The 20,576-nt window shown below is 61.8% G+C and carries 16 protein-coding genes; 10 read left to right on the forward strand and 6 right to left on the reverse strand.

Annotation, left to right across the window (positions count from 1 at the left end; all coding sequences use genetic code 11):
* The first annotated feature begins 25 nt into the window (after positions 1 to 25).
* Complete coding sequence (locus NKJ11_RS16365; RefSeq protein ID WP_352793790.1) at positions 26 to 568, forward strand: sugar transferase; 543 nt, start codon at positions 26 to 28, stop codon at positions 566 to 568.
* A 52-nt stretch (positions 569 to 620) separates the two neighbouring features.
* Here NKJ11_RS16365 and NKJ11_RS16370 read toward each other — a convergent pair whose 3' ends face one another.
* Positions 621 to 1,556: an NAD-dependent epimerase/dehydratase family protein gene (locus NKJ11_RS16370; RefSeq protein ID WP_352793791.1), complete on the reverse strand. Its 936-nt coding sequence runs from the start codon at positions 1,554 to 1,556 to the stop codon at positions 621 to 623.
* A complete protein-coding gene (locus NKJ11_RS16375) occupies positions 1,553 to 2,869 on the reverse strand; it encodes an O-antigen ligase family protein (RefSeq protein WP_352628724.1) in 1,317 nt (438 codons plus the stop codon). The genes NKJ11_RS16370 and NKJ11_RS16375 overlap by 4 nt, the downstream gene beginning before the upstream one ends.
* 488 nt (positions 2,870 to 3,357) lie before the next feature.
* On the opposite strand from NKJ11_RS16375, the gene cysD reads away from it, so the two are divergent.
* Genes cysD through cysQ form a run of 3 tightly spaced genes read left to right on the forward strand, consistent with a single transcriptional unit; the run spans position 3,358 to position 7,002 of the window.
* Positions 3,358 to 4,263: a sulfate adenylyltransferase subunit CysD gene (cysD, locus tag NKJ11_RS16380; RefSeq protein WP_023808519.1), complete on the forward strand. Its 906-nt coding sequence runs from the start codon at positions 3,358 to 3,360 to the stop codon at positions 4,261 to 4,263.
* A gap of 2 nt (positions 4,264 to 4,265) precedes the next feature.
* Positions 4,266 to 6,203, forward strand: a complete 1,938-nt coding sequence (cysN, locus tag NKJ11_RS16385) for a sulfate adenylyltransferase subunit CysN (RefSeq protein ID WP_352609896.1) — start codon at positions 4,266 to 4,268, stop codon at positions 6,201 to 6,203.
* Between the two features lie 10 nt (positions 6,204 to 6,213).
* A complete protein-coding gene (gene cysQ / locus NKJ11_RS16390) occupies positions 6,214 to 7,002 on the forward strand; it encodes a 3'(2'),5'-bisphosphate nucleotidase CysQ (protein ID WP_352609932.1) in 789 nt (262 codons plus the stop codon).
* A gap of 15 nt (positions 7,003 to 7,017) precedes the next feature.
* Here the strand turns inward: cysQ and NKJ11_RS16395 are convergent, their stop codons facing one another.
* The 4 genes from NKJ11_RS16395 to NKJ11_RS16410 all read right to left on the reverse strand — a co-directional run bounded on the left by NKJ11_RS16395 (position 7,018) and on the right by NKJ11_RS16410 (position 11,001).
* Complete coding sequence (locus NKJ11_RS16395) at positions 7,018 to 8,160, reverse strand: DegT/DnrJ/EryC1/StrS family aminotransferase (protein WP_023808516.1); 1,143 nt, start codon at positions 8,158 to 8,160, stop codon at positions 7,018 to 7,020.
* Between the two features lie 248 nt (positions 8,161 to 8,408).
* The gene (locus NKJ11_RS16400; protein ID WP_023808514.1) at positions 8,409 to 9,332 is read right to left on the reverse strand and encodes a carbohydrate kinase family protein; all 924 of its coding nucleotides are present in this window, start codon (positions 9,330 to 9,332) and stop codon (positions 8,409 to 8,411) included.
* A complete protein-coding gene (locus NKJ11_RS16405; protein WP_023808513.1) occupies positions 9,329 to 9,775 on the reverse strand; it encodes an RbsD/FucU family protein in 447 nt (148 codons plus the stop codon). Before NKJ11_RS16405 ends, NKJ11_RS16400 begins: the two co-directional genes overlap by 4 nt.
* The gene (locus NKJ11_RS16410) at positions 9,775 to 11,001 is read right to left on the reverse strand and encodes an ROK family transcriptional regulator (RefSeq protein WP_352609895.1); all 1,227 of its coding nucleotides are present in this window, start codon (positions 10,999 to 11,001) and stop codon (positions 9,775 to 9,777) included. Before NKJ11_RS16410 ends, NKJ11_RS16405 begins: the two co-directional genes overlap by 1 nt.
* 266 nt (positions 11,002 to 11,267) lie before the next feature.
* Between NKJ11_RS16410 and NKJ11_RS16415 the strand changes: the two genes are divergently transcribed.
* The 6 genes from NKJ11_RS16415 to glgC all read left to right on the forward strand — a co-directional run bounded on the left by NKJ11_RS16415 (position 11,268) and on the right by glgC (position 20,576).
* Entirely contained in the window at positions 11,268 to 12,245 is a 978-nt protein-coding gene (locus NKJ11_RS16415; RefSeq protein ID WP_502895823.1) for a sugar ABC transporter substrate-binding protein, read from the forward strand.
* A gap of 159 nt (positions 12,246 to 12,404) precedes the next feature.
* Positions 12,405 to 13,466, forward strand: coding sequence for an ABC transporter permease (locus tag NKJ11_RS16420; protein WP_127269995.1), 1,062 nt, complete (start codon positions 12,405 to 12,407; stop codon positions 13,464 to 13,466).
* Complete coding sequence (locus tag NKJ11_RS16425) at positions 13,442 to 14,251, forward strand: ATP-binding cassette domain-containing protein (protein ID WP_352441333.1); 810 nt, start codon at positions 13,442 to 13,444, stop codon at positions 14,249 to 14,251. The genes NKJ11_RS16420 and NKJ11_RS16425 overlap by 25 nt, the downstream gene beginning before the upstream one ends.
* Before the next feature lie 235 nt (positions 14,252 to 14,486).
* On the forward strand, positions 14,487 to 16,955 hold the full coding sequence (locus NKJ11_RS16430; RefSeq protein WP_352609893.1) for a glycogen/starch/alpha-glucan phosphorylase: 2,469 nt from the start codon (positions 14,487 to 14,489) through the stop codon (positions 16,953 to 16,955).
* A gap of 106 nt (positions 16,956 to 17,061) precedes the next feature.
* Positions 17,062 to 19,275 (forward strand): 1,4-alpha-glucan branching protein GlgB, encoded by a 2,214-nt coding sequence (glgB, locus tag NKJ11_RS16435; RefSeq protein ID WP_352441331.1) that lies wholly within the window; start codon positions 17,062 to 17,064, stop codon positions 19,273 to 19,275.
* Positions 19,276 to 19,310: 35 nt separating this feature from the next.
* Positions 19,311 to 20,576: a glucose-1-phosphate adenylyltransferase gene (gene glgC / locus NKJ11_RS16440; protein ID WP_352793792.1), complete on the forward strand. Its 1,266-nt coding sequence runs from the start codon at positions 19,311 to 19,313 to the stop codon at positions 20,574 to 20,576.

A 20,576-nucleotide genomic window follows, 5' to 3' on the forward strand; every position in this document is an offset into this window, starting at 1 on the left:
CGGCAGGGAGCACTATCGGCCGTTCATGAAGGCAGCCAAGCAAATCTTCGATATTGCCGGTGCGGCTCTGCTGCTGGTGGCCACATCTCCTGTCTTGGCGCTCACCGTCCTTGCCGTTCGGGCATCGTCGCCGGGCCCGGCTATTTTTTCACAGGTGCGGGTCGGCCGTGACGGTCGGCTTTTTCGCTGCCACAAGTTGCGCACGATGTATGTCGGGACGCCGTCACTGCCCTCGCATGAGGCGCCGGTGGATTCCGTGACATCGGTCGGGAAGGTCTTGCGGAAGTTCAAGCTCGACGAGCTGCCGCAATTCTGGAACGTCCTGAAGGGCGAAATGAGCCTGGTTGGGCCGCGCCCCTGCCTGCCGACCCAAACGGAATTGATCGAGTGTCGCAGGCGGCTGGGGGTTTTGGCGGCGCTGCCGGGCATAACAGGCCTGGCCCAGATCAGGGGCATCGACATGTCGAACCCGGAGCTTTTGGCCGAAACGGATGCTGCCTACCTCCGCACCGCGTCGTTCTGGCTCGATTTTCGGATCCTGTTTGGAACGCTCTACCGAAGACCATGATCCCAAAAAGTGGAAGCCGGTTTTTGGAAAAGATCATGGTCAAGCAAGAAAGTCAGGATCTACCGAGCCGCGCCAGCTCGGCCAGCCGCTCGACCGTGCGAGCTTCAGGCGTCCACCCCTGCGATACCAGCAGGGCGGGGTCGCATATCTGTGTCGCAGTCAGGCTGTCCCAGAACGCCCGCCTGCCGAGCGCGGCCACGACCGGCCGTATCAGGCCGGCCGGCACAGCCATCAGGCGCACAGGCCGCCCCAAACCTCTGCGAAAGGCGACGATGATGGCCTCGACGGTGACCGGCGCCACATCGGCGCCGACGTAGATCGGGCGAAGCGGTCCGGAATGGCTGAGCAGGTGCGACACTGCTCGCACCGCGGCTTCGGAAGACATCAGCGAGCGGATTCCGGTCAAGGCACCCGTCGGCAGCGGCAGCGGCGTATCGGCAAGGCGCATCAGCGTTGCCAGATTTCCCCTCATGCCGCTTCCATAAACCGGAGGCAGGCGCAACACGGCGGCGTCCGAGCGGCCGTGTAACGCGTAGGCGTCCAAAACCTTGATCTCGCCTTCGCGCTTCGAGCGTCCATAGGCGCATTGTGGGGCAGGAAGCGTGTCCTCGTCGATCGTTGCGCTGATATGCGCGCCGATCACCGCTCGGATCGAGGAGAGATGGATGAAGCGTCCGCTTATCTGGGCGGCCGCCGCATGCGCCAGCCGCGCGCTCAATTCCACATTGACTGCCCTGTAATCGGCTTCGGTTGCATTTCCCTGATCATTGTTGAGGCCGGCGCAATGGACGACGTCAGTCATATCCCGGGTCAGTTCCAGGAAGGCGGCGGCCGGCGCGTCGAAACCGGGCATCGGCACAGTCTCGTTTTCCGAACCCAGCCTCTCGGGATGGCGGGAGGCGAGGCGAAGCTCGGCACCGGCTTCGCGAAGGTGGCGCACGACAAGACGCCCGATGAAACCTGTCGCTCCCGTGACCAGAACCTTCATGGTCTTGCCCGAAACAGCTCTTTGCTGACTACTCGCTCTTCCATCACTGGCGCAGGTGCCTGCTCTTCCAACAATGGAACCTGGCGGCCGGAGGCGAGATATGTTCCGCTCACCAGGAAGACCATCAGCACCGAGTCCAGAATGTCATGGCCGATCAGGATGCCTGTCATTCCGGCCGTCAGATAGGTGATCACCACGACGACAATCATGGTCGCGCCGAACCGCTCGCTCGGATCGCTGCTGTTTCGCAAGACCCGGACGGCATTTCCAGCGGCAACGATAAAGATCGCCGCCAGCGTCACGGCGCCCAGAATTCCCGCTTGCACCAAGGCGGTCAGGAAGCCGTTGTGAAAATGGTTGAAGCCTGTGTCCATCGCGAACTGCTCATGAAAGCCCTGCTTGATCAGAAGCTGGGTTGCACCCACACCGTGCCCGAACAGTGGCATGTCATGGAATGCTTTGAGGCCGATCTCCCAAAGCGCAACACGTATTCCCAGCGAGGTATCGTAGTTGCCGCTGGCTCCAAGCGCACCCCAATCGGAGCGCAAAAAGTCGACCCGCCCGGATATCGCCTGGAAGCTGGAAGCGGCGATCACGACGCCGACCGCCGCCAGCAGCAGCAGCAGGCGAACGGCATTCCTGCCTCTGAGCCTGTGCCGGTTGATCAGCATGACGGCGATACCGGTGATCAGCAGTGCCAGCCAGACGATACGCGAGCCGGAATAGATGACGGCGATCGTCCCGGCCAGTGCCGCGTAGAAGAGGGGTGTCCGGGCTTGCTCAATACCGGACAAGGCGCCAGCCACACACATGACCACGGCAAGGCAGACGACGGTTGCGAACACGATCGGATTTCCAGCTCCCCCCTCGGCCCTGACGCCAATCCAATATTGCTGGATGACGGCTATGAGCAGCGCGACAAAGCAGGCGGCCATGCTGGAAAGCACGATGATGCGGGCAAGCGTGGTTTTCTGCGTGATGCTCCAGGTCGAATAGGACACGGGGAAAAACAGGAAGGTCACCAGCGGGATAAGATGCGGCGCATCCCGGGCGAACGAATTGTTGACGATGGAAGCCAGGAGATTGGAGGCGCAGTAGGCATAGATCGCGACCGTCATCCAGATCATGGGCCGGTCGGCGTTGAAGCGCCTTTTCCGTAAAGCAATCAGCAGGACTGACGAAAGGCCTCCGCCATTGAATACGAAGCTGACCACCGATCCCAGAACCGGTGGAAAAAAGAAGCAAAGGATGGAGAAGTAGTTGTTGATCCGCGAAGGCGTGAATTGCTGTCTCAGGGATGAAAGCCGGGTCAATTTTCGGGCTCGCTGTCTTCGGCAAGTTTCATGCGGCGGATCTGTTTAGCGAAGTTGAATGCGCTCGCCTCGAAATTGCCCATGCCTCATGATGCACTTGCCCGCTTCCCGAGGCTGGTATAGCGGCTGCCCCCCATTTTCGATAGTGTATAGGGCAGATTGCCACCGAAAATCGGCGGCAGGCGCGGGCCGACCAGAGGAAGTCACTTGAAAGCCGCACACTGGTCCATTCAAGCAATATTTTCCCCGCGTTTTCTGGGCCGTTGAGCTTGCGGGCAGGAATTTCCGGGTTTGCCGGCATCTGTGGAAAATTCATTCTCGAACCATGTGCGGCCGGGCCAGTCTTGCATTGTTCTTGACAATGGCGATCTGCTAGAACGCCGGCACGAGAAAGATTGTCCGGAAACAAGGCTCGAACCGGGCGCGAAGAGCTCGATGATTTGAGGCAAGGTCTTCTGTTGGAAGATACGAAAGAACGCCCACGGCCCATGACAACAGCGCTTACGCATCTTCAGCGGCTTGAAGCCGAGTCCATCCATATATTCCGTGAGGTTGCGGCCGCTTTTGCCAAGCCGGTCATGCTCTATTCGGTCGGCAAGGATTCATCCGTGTTGATGCATCTGGCGATGAAGGCGTTTTATCCCGCCAAGCCGCCGTTCCCCTTTCTTCACGTCGACACGACGTGGAAGTTCCGCGAGATGATCGCCTTTCGCGATCAGATGGCGCAGAAACTCGGCTTCGATCTCCTGGTTCATGTCAACGAAGACGGCGTGCGCGACAACATCAATCCGTTCGACCATGGTTCGAACACCCACACCCATGTCATGAAGACCGTGGCGCTGCGCCAGGCGCTCGACAAATACGGTTTCGATGCGGCCTTTGGCGGCGCTCGTCGCGACGAGGAGAAATCGCGCGCCAAGGAGCGCATCTTTTCGTTCCGCAACGCCCAGCATGTGTGGGATCCGAAGAACCAGCGCCCCGAAATGTGGAAGATATTCAACACCCGCATCGCATCGGGTGAATCGATCCGCGTCTTTCCGCTGTCGAACTGGACCGAACTCGATATCTGGCAGTACATCCTGCAGGAAAGTATCCCGATCGTGCCGCTCTATTTCGCGAAGGAACGGCCGGTGGTGGAACGCGACGGCATGCTGATCCTGCGGGACGACGACCGCATGAAACTGCGCCCCGGCGAGACAGTGGAGAACAGGCTGGTGCGGTTCCGCACGCTGGGTTGCTATCCGCTGACCGGCGCCATCGAATCGGATGCCGACACGCTGGAAGCCATCGTCGGCGAAATGCTGACGGCACGCACGTCCGAACGGCAGGGCCGCCTGATCGACCGCGATGAAGCCGGCTCGATGGAAAAGAAGAAGCGCGAGGGGTACTTTTGACCATGCGCCACATCATGGCAAAGAGCCTCGCTCCCACCGACGGCGTTCGCGACTATCTGGCTGCGCAGGAGAAGAAATCGCTGCTGCGCTTCCTGACCTGCGGCTCGGTCGATGACGGCAAGTCGACGCTGATCGGGCGCCTGCTGTCCGACACCAAGCAGATTTTCGAGGATCAACTCGCCGCGCTCGAACGCGATTCGCGCAAGCATGGCACGACGGGCGACGACATCGATTTCGCGCTGCTGGTCGACGGTCTGGAGGCCGAGCGCGAGCAAGGCATCACCATCGACGTCGCTTACCGCTTCTTCGCCACACCGAAACGCAAATTCATCGTTGCCGACACACCTGGCCACGAGCAATACACCCGCAACATGGCCACCGGCGCTTCGACCGCCGACCTGGCAATCGTGCTGATCGATGCCCGGCAGGGGGTGCTTCGCCAGACAAGGCGGCATTCGATCATCGCCTCGCTGCTCGGCATCCGCCACGTCGTGCTGGCCGTCAACAAGATCGATCTTGTCGATTTCGATCAGGCGGTTTTCGACCGGATCGTCGAAGACTACGGGCAATTCTCGCGCGATCTCGGCTTCCAGACCATTGTGCCGATCCCAATGTCGGCCCGTTATGGCGACAATGTCAGCCGCCGGTCGGAAAGCATGGAATGGTATTCCGGCCCGACGCTGATCGAGCATCTCGAAACCGTGTCGGTCGACGAAGCGATGGTCGAACTGCCGTTCCGTTTCCCGGTCCAGTATGTCAATCGTCCCAATCTCGACTTTCGCGGCTTTGCCGGCACGGTCGCCTCCGGCTCGGTTGCGCCCGGCGACGAGGTCGTTGTCGCCAAGTCCGGCAAATCCTCGCGCGTCAAGCGGATCGTCTCGTATGGCGGCGATCTCGCCCAGGCGGCCGCCGGCCAGGCCGTCACGCTCGTCCTCGATGACGAAGTCGAAATCTCGCGCGGCAACATGCTGGTTTCGCCTGCCGCACGGCCGCAAGTCGCCGACCAGTTCGCCGCCAACATCGTCTGGTTCGACGAGCATGCGTTGCTACCAGGCCGCTCTTACATCCTGCGCACCGAGACCGACCAGACCAGCGCCACCGTCACCGACCTAAAATATCGGATCAACGTCAATGACTTTGCCCATGAAGCGGCCAAGTCGCTCGAAATGAACGAAGTCGGCATCTGCAACATCTCGACGCGGACGCCGATCGCCTTCGATCCCTTCGCCGAAAACCGCACCACCGGCGCCTTCATCCTGATCGACCGCATCTCCAACGCCACGGTCGGCGCCGGCATGATCCTGCACTCGTTGCGCCGTGCCGAAAACATTCATTGGCAGTCGCTCGATGTCGGCAAGCGCGTGCGCGCCGACATGAAGAACCAGCGGCCCGCCGTGTTCTGGTTCACTGGGCTGTCGGGATCCGGCAAGTCGACCATCGCCAACCTGTTCGAAAAGAAGCTGTTCGCTACCGGCCGCCATACCTATATCCTGGACGGCGACAACGTCCGTCACGGTCTCAACCGCGATCTTGGTTTCACCGACGCTGATCGCGTCGAAAACATCCGCCGCGTCGCCGAAGTGGCGCGTTTGATGGCCGATGCCGGGTTGATCGTCATCGTGTCGTTCATTTCGCCGTTCAGCGCCGAACGGCGCATGGCGCGCGAATTGATGGCCGATGGCGAGTTCATCGAGGTGTTTGTCGATACGCCGTTCGAGGAATGCGCCAGGCGTGATCCCAAGGGCCTCTATGCGCGCGCACTGAATGGCGAGATCAAGAATTTCACCGGCGTCGATTCCCCTTATGAAGCGCCGGAAACCCCGGAGATCCATCTGCGGACACTCGGCAAGTCGGCCGAAGAGATGGTCGACGCCCTGGAACACTGGCTGAACGAGCGCGACATTGCCGAAGACCAATACGATAGCGGCGGCGGCATCTGACGACAGGCTGATGCTCGAAATCTTCGAGCGCCTGGCCTTGTCGGCCGGGCGCGAGGTGATGCGCGTATTCCACGCCGGCTGTGCGGTTGACCGCAAGTCCGACGCCTCGCCGGTGACCGAGGCGGACCGCGAGAGCGAAAAGATCGTTCTCGCCGGACTGCGTGCCGCATTTCCCGATATCCCCTGCGTGGCCGAGGAAGAAGCTTCCGCCGGGATCGTGCCGCCCGACCTGGACGGGGCTTTTTTTCTGATCGATCCGCTCGATGGGACCAAGGAGTTCGTTAACCGCCGCACCGATTTCACCGTCAACATAGCGCTGGTTCGCGATGGCGTGCCGGAAGTCGGCGTCGTCTTTGCGCCCTGTACGGGGCGCTTCTTTTCCGGCCAGCCGGGCAGGGCGGAATCACTCGAAATCGATGGCGATTACCAGGTCGTCGGCCGCCGGTCGATCGCGGCGAGAACGGCCGCGACGCCGCTGGCCGTCGTCGCCAGTCGGTCTCACAACACACCGGAAACCGAGGCCTATATTCGCGACCTGGGTGCCGCCGAAATCGTTTCGGTCGGTTCGTCCTTGAAATTCTGCCTTCTCGCCAGTGCCGAGGCCGATGTCTATCCGCGCTTCGGCCGCACCATGGAATGGGACACAGCGGCGGGCGACGCCATCCTGCGCGCCGCCGGCGGCATGACGCGCACGCTCGATGGCCAGCCTCTGGTTTATGGCAAGCGCAGGCAAAGCGACGACGAGGATTTTGCCAATCCGCATTTCATTGCCAGCGGCAGGGCTGCGGGCCCCGGCTGAGAAAGGCTCGGCAGCTTACTCCGCTGCGGCCTGCGCTGAATTCGAGCCGATATAGTTGCGGATCGTCTCGATGATTTGGTCCTGGTCGGCTTCGCTGAGATAGGGGTGCATCGGCAGGCAGAGGATACGCTTCGGCAGGTCTTCCGAAACGGCCAGGCCGGTCGGCGTGCGCGGGTAGTCGCGATAGGCGACCTGGGCATGCAGCGGCTTCACATAGTAGATGACCGACGGAATGCCCTTATCGCCGAGATGCGCCTTCAGCCCGTCGCGCTTGGGTGTCTCGATGGCGTACTGCGCCCAGGCCGAACGGCTGCCGTCCAGATTGCGGGCCGCGGTGACGATGTCGCCAAGCCCGTCGGCATAGCGCTTTGCCACCACCTGGCGCGCAACCATCTCGTCTTCGAGGATGGCCAGCTTCTCGATCAGGATCGCCGCCTGTATCGTGTCGAGCCGCGAATTGATGCCGACGCGGACATTGTCATATTGCGTTTCGCCCTTGCCGTGGAAGGCGAAGGATCTGAGCTGCTCGGCCAGCGCATCATCATTGGTGAACATCGCGCCGCCATCGCCGTAGCAGCCAAGCGGCTTGGCCGGATAGAAGCTGGTCGATCCGACATGGCCGAAAGCACCGCACATCTTGCCGTCGAGCGAACCGCCCATCGACTGGGCGGCATCCTCGATCACCATCAGCCCTTCGCGGTTGGCGATCGCCATGATCGCCTCGTAGTCGGCGGCAAGGCCGAACAGATCGACGGGAATGATTGCCTTCGGCTTCAGCCGGCCTTGCTTCTTGATCATGGCGATGGCCGCTTCGAGGCTGGCAATGTCGATGTTGTAGCTATGCGGGTCGACATCGACGAACACCGGCTCGGCCTTGGCCAGCGCCACCACTTCGGCGGTGGCGGCGAAAGTGAAGCTCGGCACGAACACCGCGTCACCCGGGCCGATGCCGGCCGCAAACAGCGGCAACAGCAGCGCGTCGGTGCCGTTGGCGCAGGCCACGACATGCTTGGTGCCGATATAGGCGGCAAGCTTGTTCTCGAATTCGGTGACTTGCGGGCCAAGAATATAACGGCCTTCGTCGACGACACGGTCGATCGCGGCCTTCAGCCGGTCGCGGATTCGTTCGCGCTGCGCGCCAAGATCGATGAACTGCATGTCGGCCTCAAAACGGGTTAGCCAGATAATCGGCCGCTGGTACCAGAGTTGCGCTTGCCGAGAAAGCCGGGCAGGCGGAGCCCTAAATTGCCCAAGTGTCGCAGTCCGTTACCAGTATTTCCCGGCGAATGTCAGTCAGATGCCGGAAATCCGGGCTTCGTCGGGCGCCATCCCGCCCTCATAGCCTTGGAAAGAGCCCCTGCGAAACATAAAGTGATCGATTGGGCTCAGCTTATGTTGAGCGTTGCTCAGGCGATTTCATGTCGCCAGGGTGGATTGGCGCCGGCCCGCGACACGGTCACTGCCGCCGCCTTCGCGCCGAGCGCCAGCGCCTTGTGGATGGCGTCTTTCGACAAGCCGGAAATCGCCGCTTTGGTCAGCAGGCCCTGCTCATGCAAGGAGGCGAGGATGCCGGCGTTGAAGGTATCGCCGGCACCGACCGTGTCGACCACCTCGACCTTTTCCGGCATGACGGTGACGGCATGTTCCCTGGTATAGCCGACGGCGCCTTCGCTGCCATGGGTGACGACGATCAGCTTCGGGCCTCGATCCAGCCAGTTGCGGATGACATCCTCGTGCGAGCCGGCTTCGCCGAACCAGTTCAGGTCTTCGTCCGACAATTTCACGATGTCGGCCATCGCCATCATCGCGCGAATGCGCCTGAGGTGCTTGGCCTTGTCCGGTATGAAGTTCGGCCGGATGTTGGGATCGAGCATCATGACTCGACTTTCATGCTCGCGCCGCATGAATTCCTCATAGGCACTGCCGGCGGGCTCCGAAATCAGGCTGATGGCACCGAACAGCATGGCTTCGATCTCGCTGCCAAGCTGCGGCAGGTCGTCGACGGTCAGCATGCGGCCGGCGGTGTTCTCGTCATAGAAAGTGTAGGTCGCCTGGCCGTTGGTGAGCTTGACGAAGGCCAGCGTCGTTGGCCGTGGTGAGGTGTGCGCATAGGTGGAGCTGACCTTGCTTGCCCCCAGCGCATCCCGGAATTGGCCGCCGAACAGATCCGACGACAGGCCCGAAAAGAAGCCTGCCGGCGCGCCGAGCCGGCCAAGCGCGATCGCCGTGTTGAACACGGCGCCGCCGACATAAGGCGCAAAGGCCGGCTCGCCTGCTGTCGTCGTGCGCGGCAGCATGTCGATCAGGGCTTCGCCGCAGCAGAGGATCATGGCTTCCTGGTCTCCGGCGGATGGATCACGCCCTTGCGGATGATGATGTTGGCGTAGAGCCGCGGCTCGCTGGTCGCGACGATGGCATGCGCCGATTTGACCCGTGCATAGAAGTCGGCGCCGGCCAGCGCAACCACCTTGCGGCCAGGCGCGCGTTTGGCGCAGATCGCCTCGATCTCATGATGGACGGGATCGGCAAGCGAAGGATCGCCCTTGACCGAGGCGCGAAACAGCGCCTCCGGCACGGCGTCGTCCACCGGCAAGACGCTTAGTATCGCGTCGAGTACCGGGATAAGAGGGTGGCCATCGGCGCGTACCAGCCGGGTTGCCTGCTGTTCCGCCGGATAATTTCCGTCGACAAGGGCGATTTCGTCGCCATGGCCCATGCCGCGCAGGATCGCCAGAAGCTCCGGACCGAGCAGCGCCGGAATTCCGATCAGCATCAGGCGCTCCTGGAAATTGTCGTCGAGCCGATCAGGAAGCGTTCGGAAAGGGGCAGACTGGCGCCGCCGAGCGCCCGGGCGTGAATGCCGACGGTTCCCTCACGAATGGCGGGCAGCTTCAAGCCTTCGCTGTCGATCGTGGCGATGGCCGCAATGATGGCGTCGACCAGCCGGCGGCGCACCGCCTTCGGCATCCAACCGTCGATCACCGCCGCTTCGAAATCGATGATCGAGGATGCGGCGACGATGGCGTAAGCGAGCGCCGTTGAGGCGCTGGCGATCCAGTCGTCGAGTTCGGATCCGATCTCGCCCCAGTCTTCCGGCGAGGTCCACAGATGCGAGGCCTCGATGCCGCGCGCATTGAGCGCCTTTTCGAGCATGGCGATGGAAGCGACATCGATCAGTTGGGTCGGCTTGCCGTCCGGCCCGGGCACCGGCATGGAGCCGAGCGCTCCGGCATTGCCGGTCGGGCCGCCAAAAAGCCGGCCATTCAGCACGATGCCGCCACCGGCAAAGGCGCCGATATAGAAATAGACGAAGTCACGCGCGGCGCCAGCCTGGCCGAAGACGAGCTCGGCGCCGCAGGCCGACGTGGCATCGTTCTGCAAATAGACCGGAAAATCGCATTGCGCCTGGATGTCGGCCCTGATGTCGCGGTGACGCCATTCGTCCATGACATCGCGCGGGGCGCCGGCGGTATCGGCCCAGTTCCACAATTCGAACGGCATGGCGATGCCGAGCCCGGCGATGCGCTTGTCTTGCGCGGGCGTCAGCTCGCCGCGCATCTGCCGCATGCCGTTGGTGACGAAGTCCACCGTCTCGCGCGGCGCCGGGTAGCGATAGGAATGCTGCAGCATCGAACGGACATGGCCAAGGAAATCTATCAATACCAGTTCAGCGCTGCGGCGGCCGATCTTCAGGCCAATGAAGAAAGCGCCTTCGGGGTTGAGCGCCATCGGGATGGAAGGCTGGCCGATCTTGCCGCGCAACGGCGCCTGGCGCAGCAGGAGGCTTTCTTCCTCCAACTCGCGCATGATGACCGAAACCGTCTGCGCCGAAAGGCCGGTCATGCGGGCGATGTCGGATTTTGCCAGGCTGCCGTGCTGGCGCACCAGCGACAGCACCAACCGCTCGTTGTGGTCGCGCATGCCGCTCTGGTTGGTGCCGCGGTGAATGAGACTGTCATTCACCTCGGGCGAACCGTGCCTCGCAATGGCCGTTTCCACCCTGTTCCTCCCGTCGTTTCCCCTCAATGCTTTTGGGCCAGAATGGGTGAACGAAGCAAGGCTGTCAATAATAAATAAGAGTGATTTAATTATTGACAGGGGCTTCGTGCTGGTGTCTGTTGAGACGGCGTCCACGCTGGGAGAATTTCGTTGGACGCGCTGCAGGTGCCGGTTGGCCGGCATCCGGATAGTTCCACTGGGAGGAAATCGTGACCAATACAAAACTGTTGAAATCGACCGTGTTTGCCGCCGCGGCTCTGGGGCTGATGGCGTCTGCGTCGTCCGCATCCGCGGCTGGTGTCGGTGCCTGCCTGATCACCAAGACTGACACCAATCCCTTCTTCGTCAAGATGAAGGAGGGCGCCACCGCGAAGGCCAAGGAACTCGGCGTCGACCTCAAGACCTATGCCGGCAAGATCGACGGCGACAGCGAGAGCCAGGTCGCGGCCATCGAGAGTTGCATCGCCGACGGCGCCAAGGGTATCCTGATCACTGCATCCGACACCAAGGGCATCGTGCCTACCGTGAAGAAGGCGCGCGATGCGGGCCTGCTGGTGATCGCGCTCGACACGCCGCTCGATCCGATCGACGCCGCCGACGCGACCTTTGCAACGGACAATCTCGAAGCCGGCAAGCTGATCGGTGCCTGGGCAGCCGCCACGCTCGGCGACAAGGCCAAGGACGCCAAGATCGGCTTCCTCGACCTGACGCCTTCGCAGCCGACCGTCGACGTGCTTCGCGACCAGGGCTTCATGATGGGCTACGGCATCGACGTGAAGGATCCCAACAAGATCGGCGATGAGGACGATGCGCGCATCGTCGGCCACGACGTCACCAACGGCAACGAAGAGGGCGGCCGCAAGGCGATGGAGAACCTCCTGCAGAAGGACAACACCATCAACGTCATCCACACCATCAACGAGCCCGCCGCTGTCGGCGCCTACCAGGCGCTCAAGGCTGTCGGCCTCGAAAGCCAGGTGCTGATCGTCTCCGTGGACGGCGGCTGCCCCGGAGTGAAGTCGGTGGCCGAAGGCGTCATTGGTGCCACTTCGCAGCAATACCCGCTGCAGATGGCAGCGCTCGGCATCGAGGCGATCGCCGCTTTTGCCAAAGACGGAACCAAGCCGAAGCCGACCGAAGGCAAGAATTTCTTCGACACCGGCGTCAACCTGGTGACCGACAAGCCGGCTACCGGCGTGAAGTCCATCGACACCAAGGAAGGCCTCGCCAAGTGCTGGGGCTGATCCCGGTCTGACAGGCATCCAGGGAACCTGAGCGGCCGGGGCTTGATCCCCGGCCGCTTCGGGTGGACGATGGCTCGCGTGACCGCGAACAATCCCGGCAGCAGACCGGAAAGGCGTGGACTGGCGTCGGCGTTTGGCTGAAGCCTACGGGGAGTAAACATGGCTCAAGCTCAGGAATTCGAGAAGGTTCTCTCAAGCAGCGACACCAGCGTTGCTGCTTTTGACGAGCACAAATCGGCCGTCAAGCGCATCCAGCATTTCTTGCATTCGACGCCGGCCGCGGTGCCGCTGATCGTCCTGGTTCTGGCGATCATCGTCTTCGGCATCACCATCGGAGGGCGGTTCTTTTCGTCCTATACGCTGACGCTTATCCTGCAGCAGATCGCCATCATCGGCATTCTGGGTGCCGCACAGACGCTGGTCATCCTGACCGCCGGCATCGACCTGTCGATCGGCGTGATCATGGTAATTTCAGCGGTGATCATGGGCAATTGCGCTGTCAGCTACGGTATGCCGAGCGCGCTCGCCGTGGCGATCGGGCTTGCCGCCGGCGCGGCCTGCGGGCTGCTCAACGGGGTGCTTGTCGCCTACATGAAGCTGCCGCCCTTCATCGTGACGCTTGGCACCTGGAACATCGTCATGGCCACTAACTTCATCTATTCGGCCAACGAGACGATCCGCGACACCGATGTCGACACCCAGGCGCCGCTGCTGCATCTCTTTGCCATCAGCTTCAAGGTCGGCACGGCGGTGCTGACGCTCGGCGTCATTGCCACGGTCGTGCTCGTGATGATCCTCTGGTACGTGCTCAATCACACGGCATGGGGCCGCCATGTCTACGCCGTTGGCGATGATCAGGAGGCGGCGAAGTTGTCGGGCATCCAGACCAAGAAGGTGCTGATGACGGTCTACACCCTTGCCGGGCTGATCGCCGCTTTCGCTGCCTGGGTCTCCATCGGCCGCAACGGCTCGATCTCGCCGTCGGCCGCCGTCACCGACTACAATCTCCAGGCGATCACCGCGACGGTGATCGGCGGTATTTCCCTGTTCGGCGGACGTGGCTCGATCCTGGGCACGCTGTTCGGCGCGATGATCGTCGGCGTCGTCTCCATGGGCCTCAACATGCTGGGCGCCGATCCGCAATGGAAGGTGCTGCTCACCGGTGTGCTGATCATCGGCGCCGTGGCAGTCGACCAATGGATCAGAAAGGTTTCGGCATGACCACGACCCAGGAACCCATTCTCACCGCGCGTGGCCTGGTCAAGCGCTACGGCCGCGTCACCGCCCTCGACAACGCCGACTTCGACCTTTACCCCGGCGAAATCCTTGCGGTCATCGGTGACAATGGCGCCGGCAAATCGTCGCTCATCAAGGCGATTTCCGGCGCTGCCGTGCCCGATGAAGGCGAGATCCGGCTTGAAGGAAAACCCGTCTCCTTCAAATCGCCGATGGAGGCCCGCGAAGCCGGCATCGAGACCGTCTACCAGAACCTGGCGCTGTCGCCCGCGCTGTCGATCGCCGACAACATGTTCCTTGGCCGCGAAATCCGTAAACCGGGTTTTCTGGGCGATTGGCTTCGCATGCTCGATCGCCCGGCGATGGAAAAGCGCGCCCGCGACAAACTTACCGAACTTGGCCTGATGACCATCCAGAACATCAGCCAGGCTGTGGAGACGCTCTCGGGCGGCCAAAGACAGGGCGTTGCCGTGGCACGTGCGGCCGCCTTCGGCAGTCGGGTGGTGATCATGGACGAACCGACGGCCGCGCTTGGCGTCAAGGAAAGCCGCCGCGTGCTCGAATTGATCCTCGACGTCAAGAAGCGCGGCCTCCCGATCGTGCTGATCTCGCACAACATGCCGCATGTCTTCGAAGTGGCCGATCGCATTCACATCCATCGGCTGGGCCGTCGCCTCGCCGTCATCGACCCCAAGCAATATACGATGTCCGATGCCGTCGCCTTCATGACAGGAGCCAAGGCCCCGCCGGAGGCGGCGCTGGCGGCTTGATACATGTCGCCCAAAGTGGCTGGTGCTTGGCAACAGCGGCAAGCACGGAACAGGAATTTGAAGCGCGTCGCGCGGGCCGTCTTGACGCGTCACACTTCAGAATTGCCAAATTGCCGCAGGGGGCAAGCCGGATCGAACCTGTTTAAATCGATTGAATATATGGCGGTATCAGCTAGCATGGGCTGGGAGGAGCGATGAAAGCCGGTATGATCATGGCAACCGCACGAGAGGCATCATGACGAGCGCGATGACATCCGAACCCCTTCCGCCACTGCTCGAAAATCCTGATCCAAAGACACTCGCACGTGAAGTCTTGGTGGCCCTCAAATACAGGGTCGGCAAGGACACCACCGTTGCGACCCAGTACGACTGGCTGACCGCCTCGATCAAGGTCGTGCGCGACCGGATCGTCGATCACTGGATGCAGGCGACGAGAGAGGCTTACGACCAGAAGGAAAAGCGCGTCTATTATCTGTCGCTGGAATTCCTCATCGGCCGCCTGATGCGTGATGCCTTCTCCAATCTGGGCCTGATGGACAACATGCGCGAGGCGCTGTCGTCGCTGGGTGTCGACCTCGACTTGATTGCAGCACTCGAGCCCGATGCGGCGCTCGGCAATGGCGGCCTCGGCCGGCTCGCGGCCTGCTTCATGGAAAGCATGGCGACCGTCGACATTCCGGCGCATGGCTACGGCATCCGCTATGCCAATGGCATGTTCCGGCAGGAGATTCACGACGGCTGGCAGGTCGAACTGCCAGAGACCTGGCTTGATCACGGTAACCCGTGGGAATTCGAACGTCGCGAACGCTCCTTCGAGGTTGGTTTCGGCGGTTCGGTGGAATCGATCACCTCCAAGGACGGGCGCCTCGAACGCCATGTCTGGAAACCGACCGAGCATGTGCTGGCCGTCGCCTATGACACGCCCGTCGTCGGCTGGCGGGCCAACCGCGTCAACACGCTGCGGCTCTGGTCGGGGATGCCGGTCGATCCGATCCTGCTAGACAAATTCAATGCCGGTGACCACATCGGCGCGCTAGCCGAAAGCAACAAGGCCGATGCCTTGTCGCGCGTGCTCTATCCCGCCGATTCCCACAAGGCCGGGCAGGAACTGCGGCTTCGGCAGGAGTATTTCTTCTCCACCGCCTCGCTGCAGGACATCGTGCAGCGCCATCTGAGCCAATATGGCGACCTGAAGTCGCTGCCCGACAAGGCTGCGATCCACTTGAACGACACCCATCCCGCCATCGCCGTGCCGGAGTTGATGCGCCTGTTGATGGACGTCCACGGCATGGACTTCGACCAGGCCTGGGATATCACCCAGCGCACCTTCGGCTACACCAACCACACACTGCTGCCCGAGGCGCTGGAAAGCTGGCCGGTGCCGCTGTTCGAGCGGCTTTTGCCGCGCCACATGCAGATCGTCTATGCCATCAACGCTGAAGTGCTTCTGGAGGCGCGTGCTTCCAACCAGTTCTCGGACGAGCAGATTGGCCGCATCTCGCTGATCCAGGAAAATGGCGACCGCCGGGTGCGCATGGGCAATCTGGCCTTTGTCGGCTCGCATTCCATCAACGGCGTTTCGGCTCTTCACACCGACCTGATGAAGGAGACGGTGTTCGCCGACCTGCACAAGCTCTACCCCAATCGTATCAACAACAAGACCAACGGCATCACGCCGCGGCGCTGGCTGATCCAATGCAATCCCGGACTGACGTCGCTCGCCCGCGAGGCGATCGGCGACCGTTTTCTCGATGACATCGACGCCATTAAGGATCTCGACGGTTTCGCCGGCGATGCCGTCTTTCGCGACAAGTTCGCCGCCGTCAAGCGCGCCAACAAGGCGCGATTGGCCAACCTCGTCGCCGACCGGCTCGGCATCAAGGTCGATCCTTCGGCGCTTTTCGACATCCAGATCAAACGCATCCACGAATACAAGCGCCAGCTTCTGAACATCCTCGAGGCGATCGCCCTCTATGACCAGATCCGCTCGCACCCCGAGCGCGACTGGATGCCGCGCGTGAAATTCTTCGGCGGCAAAGCGGCGCCCAGCTACCACAATGCCAAGCTGATCATCAAACTCGCCAACGATGTCGCAAAAGTCATCAACCGCGATCCGGCCGTGCGCGGTCTGCTGAAGGTAGTGTTCGTGCCGAATTACAATGTCAGCCTTGCCGAGATCATGATGCCGGCCGCTGACTTGTCCGAGCAGATCTCGACCGCCGGCATGGAAGCGTCAGGCACCGGCAACATGAAGTTCGCACTGAACGGCGCGCTGACCATCGGCACGCTCGACGGCGCCAATGTCGAGATCAAGGAATGCGTCGGCGACGACAACATCTTCATCTTCGGCCTGACCACCGCCGAGGTCGCCGAGCGGCGCAACAACGGCTACGATCCGCGCGCCGTCATCGAAGGATCGCCCGAGCTGGCGCAAGCGGTCGCGGCTGTTTCGTCAGGCGTCTTCTCGCCGGACGATCCGGAGCGTTACCGCGACCTCGTCAACGGTCTCTACAACAGCGACTGGTTCATGGTCGCCGCCGATTTCGATGCCTATGCCACCGCCCAGCGCGAGGTCGATGCGGTCTGGCGCAACAGTCCCGACTGGTACGCCAGGGCAATCCGCAATGTGGCGCGTGTCGGCTGGTTCTCCTCCGATCGCACGATCCGCCAATATGCGAAAGAAATCTGGAACGTGCCTGCCTGATGTGATTGCATGAGGCCGCAAACAATGTGGTCCCGGTGGTGTGAACTTGAAAGTCGGATCACACCACTAGAAACAAACACTCGGTGCCGGGGAGGGACACTGCCTGATGAAGAAGCTGCGCGCGACCGCTGCGACAAGCGGGCCGGACGGACTGGCGGCAGCCAGCGATGTTGCGGCGATTGTTGCCGGCACGCATGGCGATCCGTTTGCCGTTCTCGGTGTTCAGGAGGCTGGGAAGGGTTTTGTGGCCCGCTGCTTTGTTCCGAATGCCGAATTCGTCACCGCTTATACGCTGACCGGCACCATCGCGGGTGAATTGTCCAGGCGCGACGATGGCGGCTTTTTCGAAGGCAAGCTCTCGATCAAGAAGCGGCAACCGCTTCGCTATCACGCGCGCAACGCCGGCGGCGACTGGTGGCTGACCGATCCCTATTCGTTCGGTCCGGTGCTCGGGCCGATGGACGACTACTACATCGCCGAGGGATCGCATCTCAGGCTGTTCGACAAGCTCGGCGCCCATGTCATCGAGCACGAAGGCGCCACGGGCGTGCATTTCGCCGTCTGGGCTCCCAATGCGCGGCGTGTCTCTGTGGTCGGCGATTTCAACGAATGGGACGGCCGCCGGCACTCGATGCGCGACCGCCGCGACACCGGCATCTGGGAGGTGTTCATTCCCGATATCGGTGCTGGCCGGCCCTACAAATACGAGATCATCGGCCCCGACGGCGTCAGGCTGCCGCTGAAGGCCGATCCGTTCGCCTTCAAATCCGAACTGCGTCCGGCCACCGCTTCGGTCGTTGCTGTGCCGCCGGCGCATGAGTGGGGCGATGAGGCGCATCGCAATTTCTGGCGCAATGCCGATCACCGGCGCGAAGCCATTTCGATCTACGAAGTTCATGCCGGCTCCTGGCAGCTTCGCGACGACGGTACGTTCCTGTCATGGGACGAACTGGCCGACCGGCTCATCCCCTATGTGGTCGAGACCGGCTTCACCCATATCGAATTCATGCCGATCTCTGAACATCCCTATGACCCGTCCTGGGGCTACCAGACGACCGGGCTCTACGCGCCATCGGCCCGCTTTGGCGATCCGGACGGCTTTGCCCGCTTCGTCGACGGCGCCCACCGTGCCGGCGTCGGCGTTATTCTCGACTGGGTGCCGGCGCATTTCCCGGTCGATGAGCACGGCCTGGCCAATTTCGATGGCACCGCGCTCTATGAACATGCCGATCCGCGCAAGGGGTTTCATCCCGACTGGAACACCGCGATCTACAATTTCGGCCGCCGCGAGGTGGTGTCGTTCCTGGTCAACAATGCGTTGTTCTGGGCCGAGAAATACCATGTCGACGGACTTCGCGTCGATGCGGTCGCCTCGATGCTGTACCTCGACTATTCGCGCAAGGCCGGCGAATGGATCCCCAACGAGAAAGGCGGCCGCGAGAACCTTGAGGCGGTCAGCTTCCTGCAGAAGATGAACAAGGAGGTCTACGGCCACCATCCGGGCGTGATGACCATCGCCGAGGAATCGACCTCTTGGCCGAAGGTCTCGGCACCGGTGCATGAAGGCGGGCTGGGCTTCGGCTTCAAGTGGAATATGGGCTTCATGCACGACACGCTGGAGTATTTCTCCAAGGAACCGATCTTCCGAAAGCACCACCACAACGACCTCACCTTCGGCCTGACCTACGCCTTCTCCGAGAATTTCGTGCTGCCGCTCTCGCATGACGAGGTCGTGCACGGCAAAGGCACGTTGCTTGGCAAGATGGCCGGCGACGATTGGCAGAAGTTTGCGACGCTGCGCGCCTACTACGCTTTCATGTGGGGCTATCCCGGCAAGAAGCTGCTTTTCATGGGGCAGGAGTTCGCGCAGCGCCGCGAATGGAGCGAGGCGCGCGCGCTCGACTGGAACCTACTTGAATTCCGGCCGCATCGCGGCGTCTGGCAGACGGTGCGCGATCTCAACTATCTCTACCGTTCGCGCCCGGCACTGCATGGCCGTGATTGTGAGCCGGAAGGGTTTTCCTGGCTGATCGTCGATGACAGCCAGAATTCGGTTTTTGCCTGGCTGCGCAGTGCACCGGGCGGCAGCCCGGTGGCCGTCATTTCCAATTTCACGCCGGTGCCGCGTGACAATTATCGCGTGCCGTTGCCGATATCAGGCAAATGGCGCGAAATCATCAACACCGACGCTTCCGAATATGGCGGGTCCGGCAAGGGCAATGGCGGCATGGTCGAGGCACGGGCGGAGGGAGGAAGCATCTCCGCGACGATGCTTTTGCCGCCGCTGTCGACGATCATGCTTGAACTCGTTGCCGACTGAGCCATGTCGATATCGAGTAACTTGGGAGGGTAGAAATGGCAGACTTGAAACGGACCCAGCCGCTGGCGCGCGATGCCATGGCCTATGTATTGGCCGGCGGCCGTGGGAGCCGCCTCAGGGAACTGACCGACCGGCGTGCCAAGCCGGCCGTATATTTCGGCGGCAAGACGCGCATTATCGACTTCGCGCTCTCCAATGCTCTGAATTCCGGCATTCGCCGCCTTGGCGTTGCCACCCAGTACAAGGCGCATTCGCTGATCCGTCATCTGCAGCGCGGCTGGAACTTCCTGCGGCCCGAGCGAAACGAGAGTTTCGACATCCTGCCGGCCAGCCAGCGCGTCTCGGAAACGCAGTGGTATGAAGGCACCGCCGACGCCGTTTATCAGAACATCGACATCATCGAGGCCTACGGGCCCGAATACATGGTGATCTTGGCCGGCGACCACATCTACAAGATGGACTACGAGATGATGCTTCGCCAGCACGTCGACGCCAATGCCGATGTCACCGTCGGCTGCCTCGAAGTGCCGCGCATGGAAGCCACCGGCTTCGGCGTCATGCATGTCGATGCCAAGGACAACATCATCGCCTTCGTCGAAAAACCCGCCGATCCGCCCGGCATTCCCGATAAGCCGGAATTCGCGCTGGCTTCGATGGGCATCTACGTGTTCAAGACCAAATTCCTGATGGAGCAATTGCGCCGCGATGCGGCCGAGCCGGGCTCAAGCCGCGACTTCGGCAAGGACATCATCCCCTATATCGTCCAGCACGGTAAGGCGATCGCGCATCGCTTCGCCAAATCCTGCGTCCGCTCGACCGCCGAGAACGAGGCCTACTGGCGCGACGTCGGAACGGTCGACGCCTATTGGGAAGCCAATATCGACCTGACCGACATCACGCCTGAACTCGACCTCTACGACCGCGACTGGCCGATCTGGACCTATGCCGAATTGAAGCCGCCGGCAAAGTTCGTGCATGACGACGATGGCCGCCGCGGTTCGGCCGTGTCCTCGCTTGTCTCGGGCGACTGCATCGTCTCCGGTGCGTCGCTCAAAAGAAGCCTGATCTTCACCGGCGCGCGCATCAATTCCTTTTCGACGCTGGAAGAAGTCGTCATGCTGCCCGACGTTCATGTCGGCCGGAACGCAAAGTTGAAGCGCGTGGTCATCGACCATGGTGTTAGGATACCGGAAGGCCTGGTGGTCGGCGAAGATCCCGTCCTCGACGCCAAGCGCTTTCGGGTCTCGGAGAAAGGCATCTGCCTGGTCACCCAGGACATGATCGACAAGTTAGGGCTCTAA

The sequence above is a fragment of the Mesorhizobium sp. M0243 genome (assembly GCF_040321775.1).
In the GTDB taxonomy this organism is placed as follows: Bacteria; Pseudomonadota; Alphaproteobacteria; order Rhizobiales; family Rhizobiaceae; genus Mesorhizobium.

Coding starts and splice junctions, on each gene's coding strand:
- NKJ11_RS16365 (WP_352793790.1), top strand. CDS start 26: ATGAAGGCAGCCAAGCAAATCTTCGATATTGCCGGTGCGGCTCTGCTG.
- NKJ11_RS16370 (WP_352793791.1), bottom strand. CDS start 1,556: ATGAAGGTTCTGGTCACGGGAGCGACAGGTTTCATCGGGCGTCTTGTC.
- cysD (WP_023808519.1), top strand. CDS start 3,358: ATGACAACAGCGCTTACGCATCTTCAGCGGCTTGAAGCCGAGTCCATC.
- cysN (WP_352609896.1), top strand. CDS start 4,266: ATGCGCCACATCATGGCAAAGAGCCTCGCTCCCACCGACGGCGTTCGC.
- cysQ (WP_352609932.1), top strand. CDS start 6,214: ATGCTCGAAATCTTCGAGCGCCTGGCCTTGTCGGCCGGGCGCGAGGTG.
- NKJ11_RS16395 (WP_023808516.1), bottom strand. CDS start 8,160: ATGCAGTTCATCGATCTTGGCGCGCAGCGCGAACGAATCCGCGACCGG.
- NKJ11_RS16400 (WP_023808514.1), bottom strand. CDS start 9,332: ATGATCCTCTGCTGCGGCGAAGCCCTGATCGACATGCTGCCGCGCACG.
- NKJ11_RS16405 (WP_023808513.1), bottom strand. CDS start 9,775: ATGCTGATCGGAATTCCGGCGCTGCTCGGTCCGGAGCTTCTGGCGATC.
- NKJ11_RS16415 (WP_502895823.1), top strand. CDS start 11,268: ATGGCGTCTGCGTCGTCCGCATCCGCGGCTGGTGTCGGTGCCTGCCTG.
- NKJ11_RS16420 (WP_127269995.1), top strand. CDS start 12,405: ATGGCTCAAGCTCAGGAATTCGAGAAGGTTCTCTCAAGCAGCGACACC.
- NKJ11_RS16425 (WP_352441333.1), top strand. CDS start 13,442: ATGGATCAGAAAGGTTTCGGCATGACCACGACCCAGGAACCCATTCTC.
- NKJ11_RS16430 (WP_352609893.1), top strand. CDS start 14,487: ATGACGAGCGCGATGACATCCGAACCCCTTCCGCCACTGCTCGAAAAT.
- glgB (WP_352441331.1), top strand. CDS start 17,062: ATGAAGAAGCTGCGCGCGACCGCTGCGACAAGCGGGCCGGACGGACTG.
- glgC (WP_352793792.1), top strand. CDS start 19,311: ATGGCAGACTTGAAACGGACCCAGCCGCTGGCGCGCGATGCCATGGCC.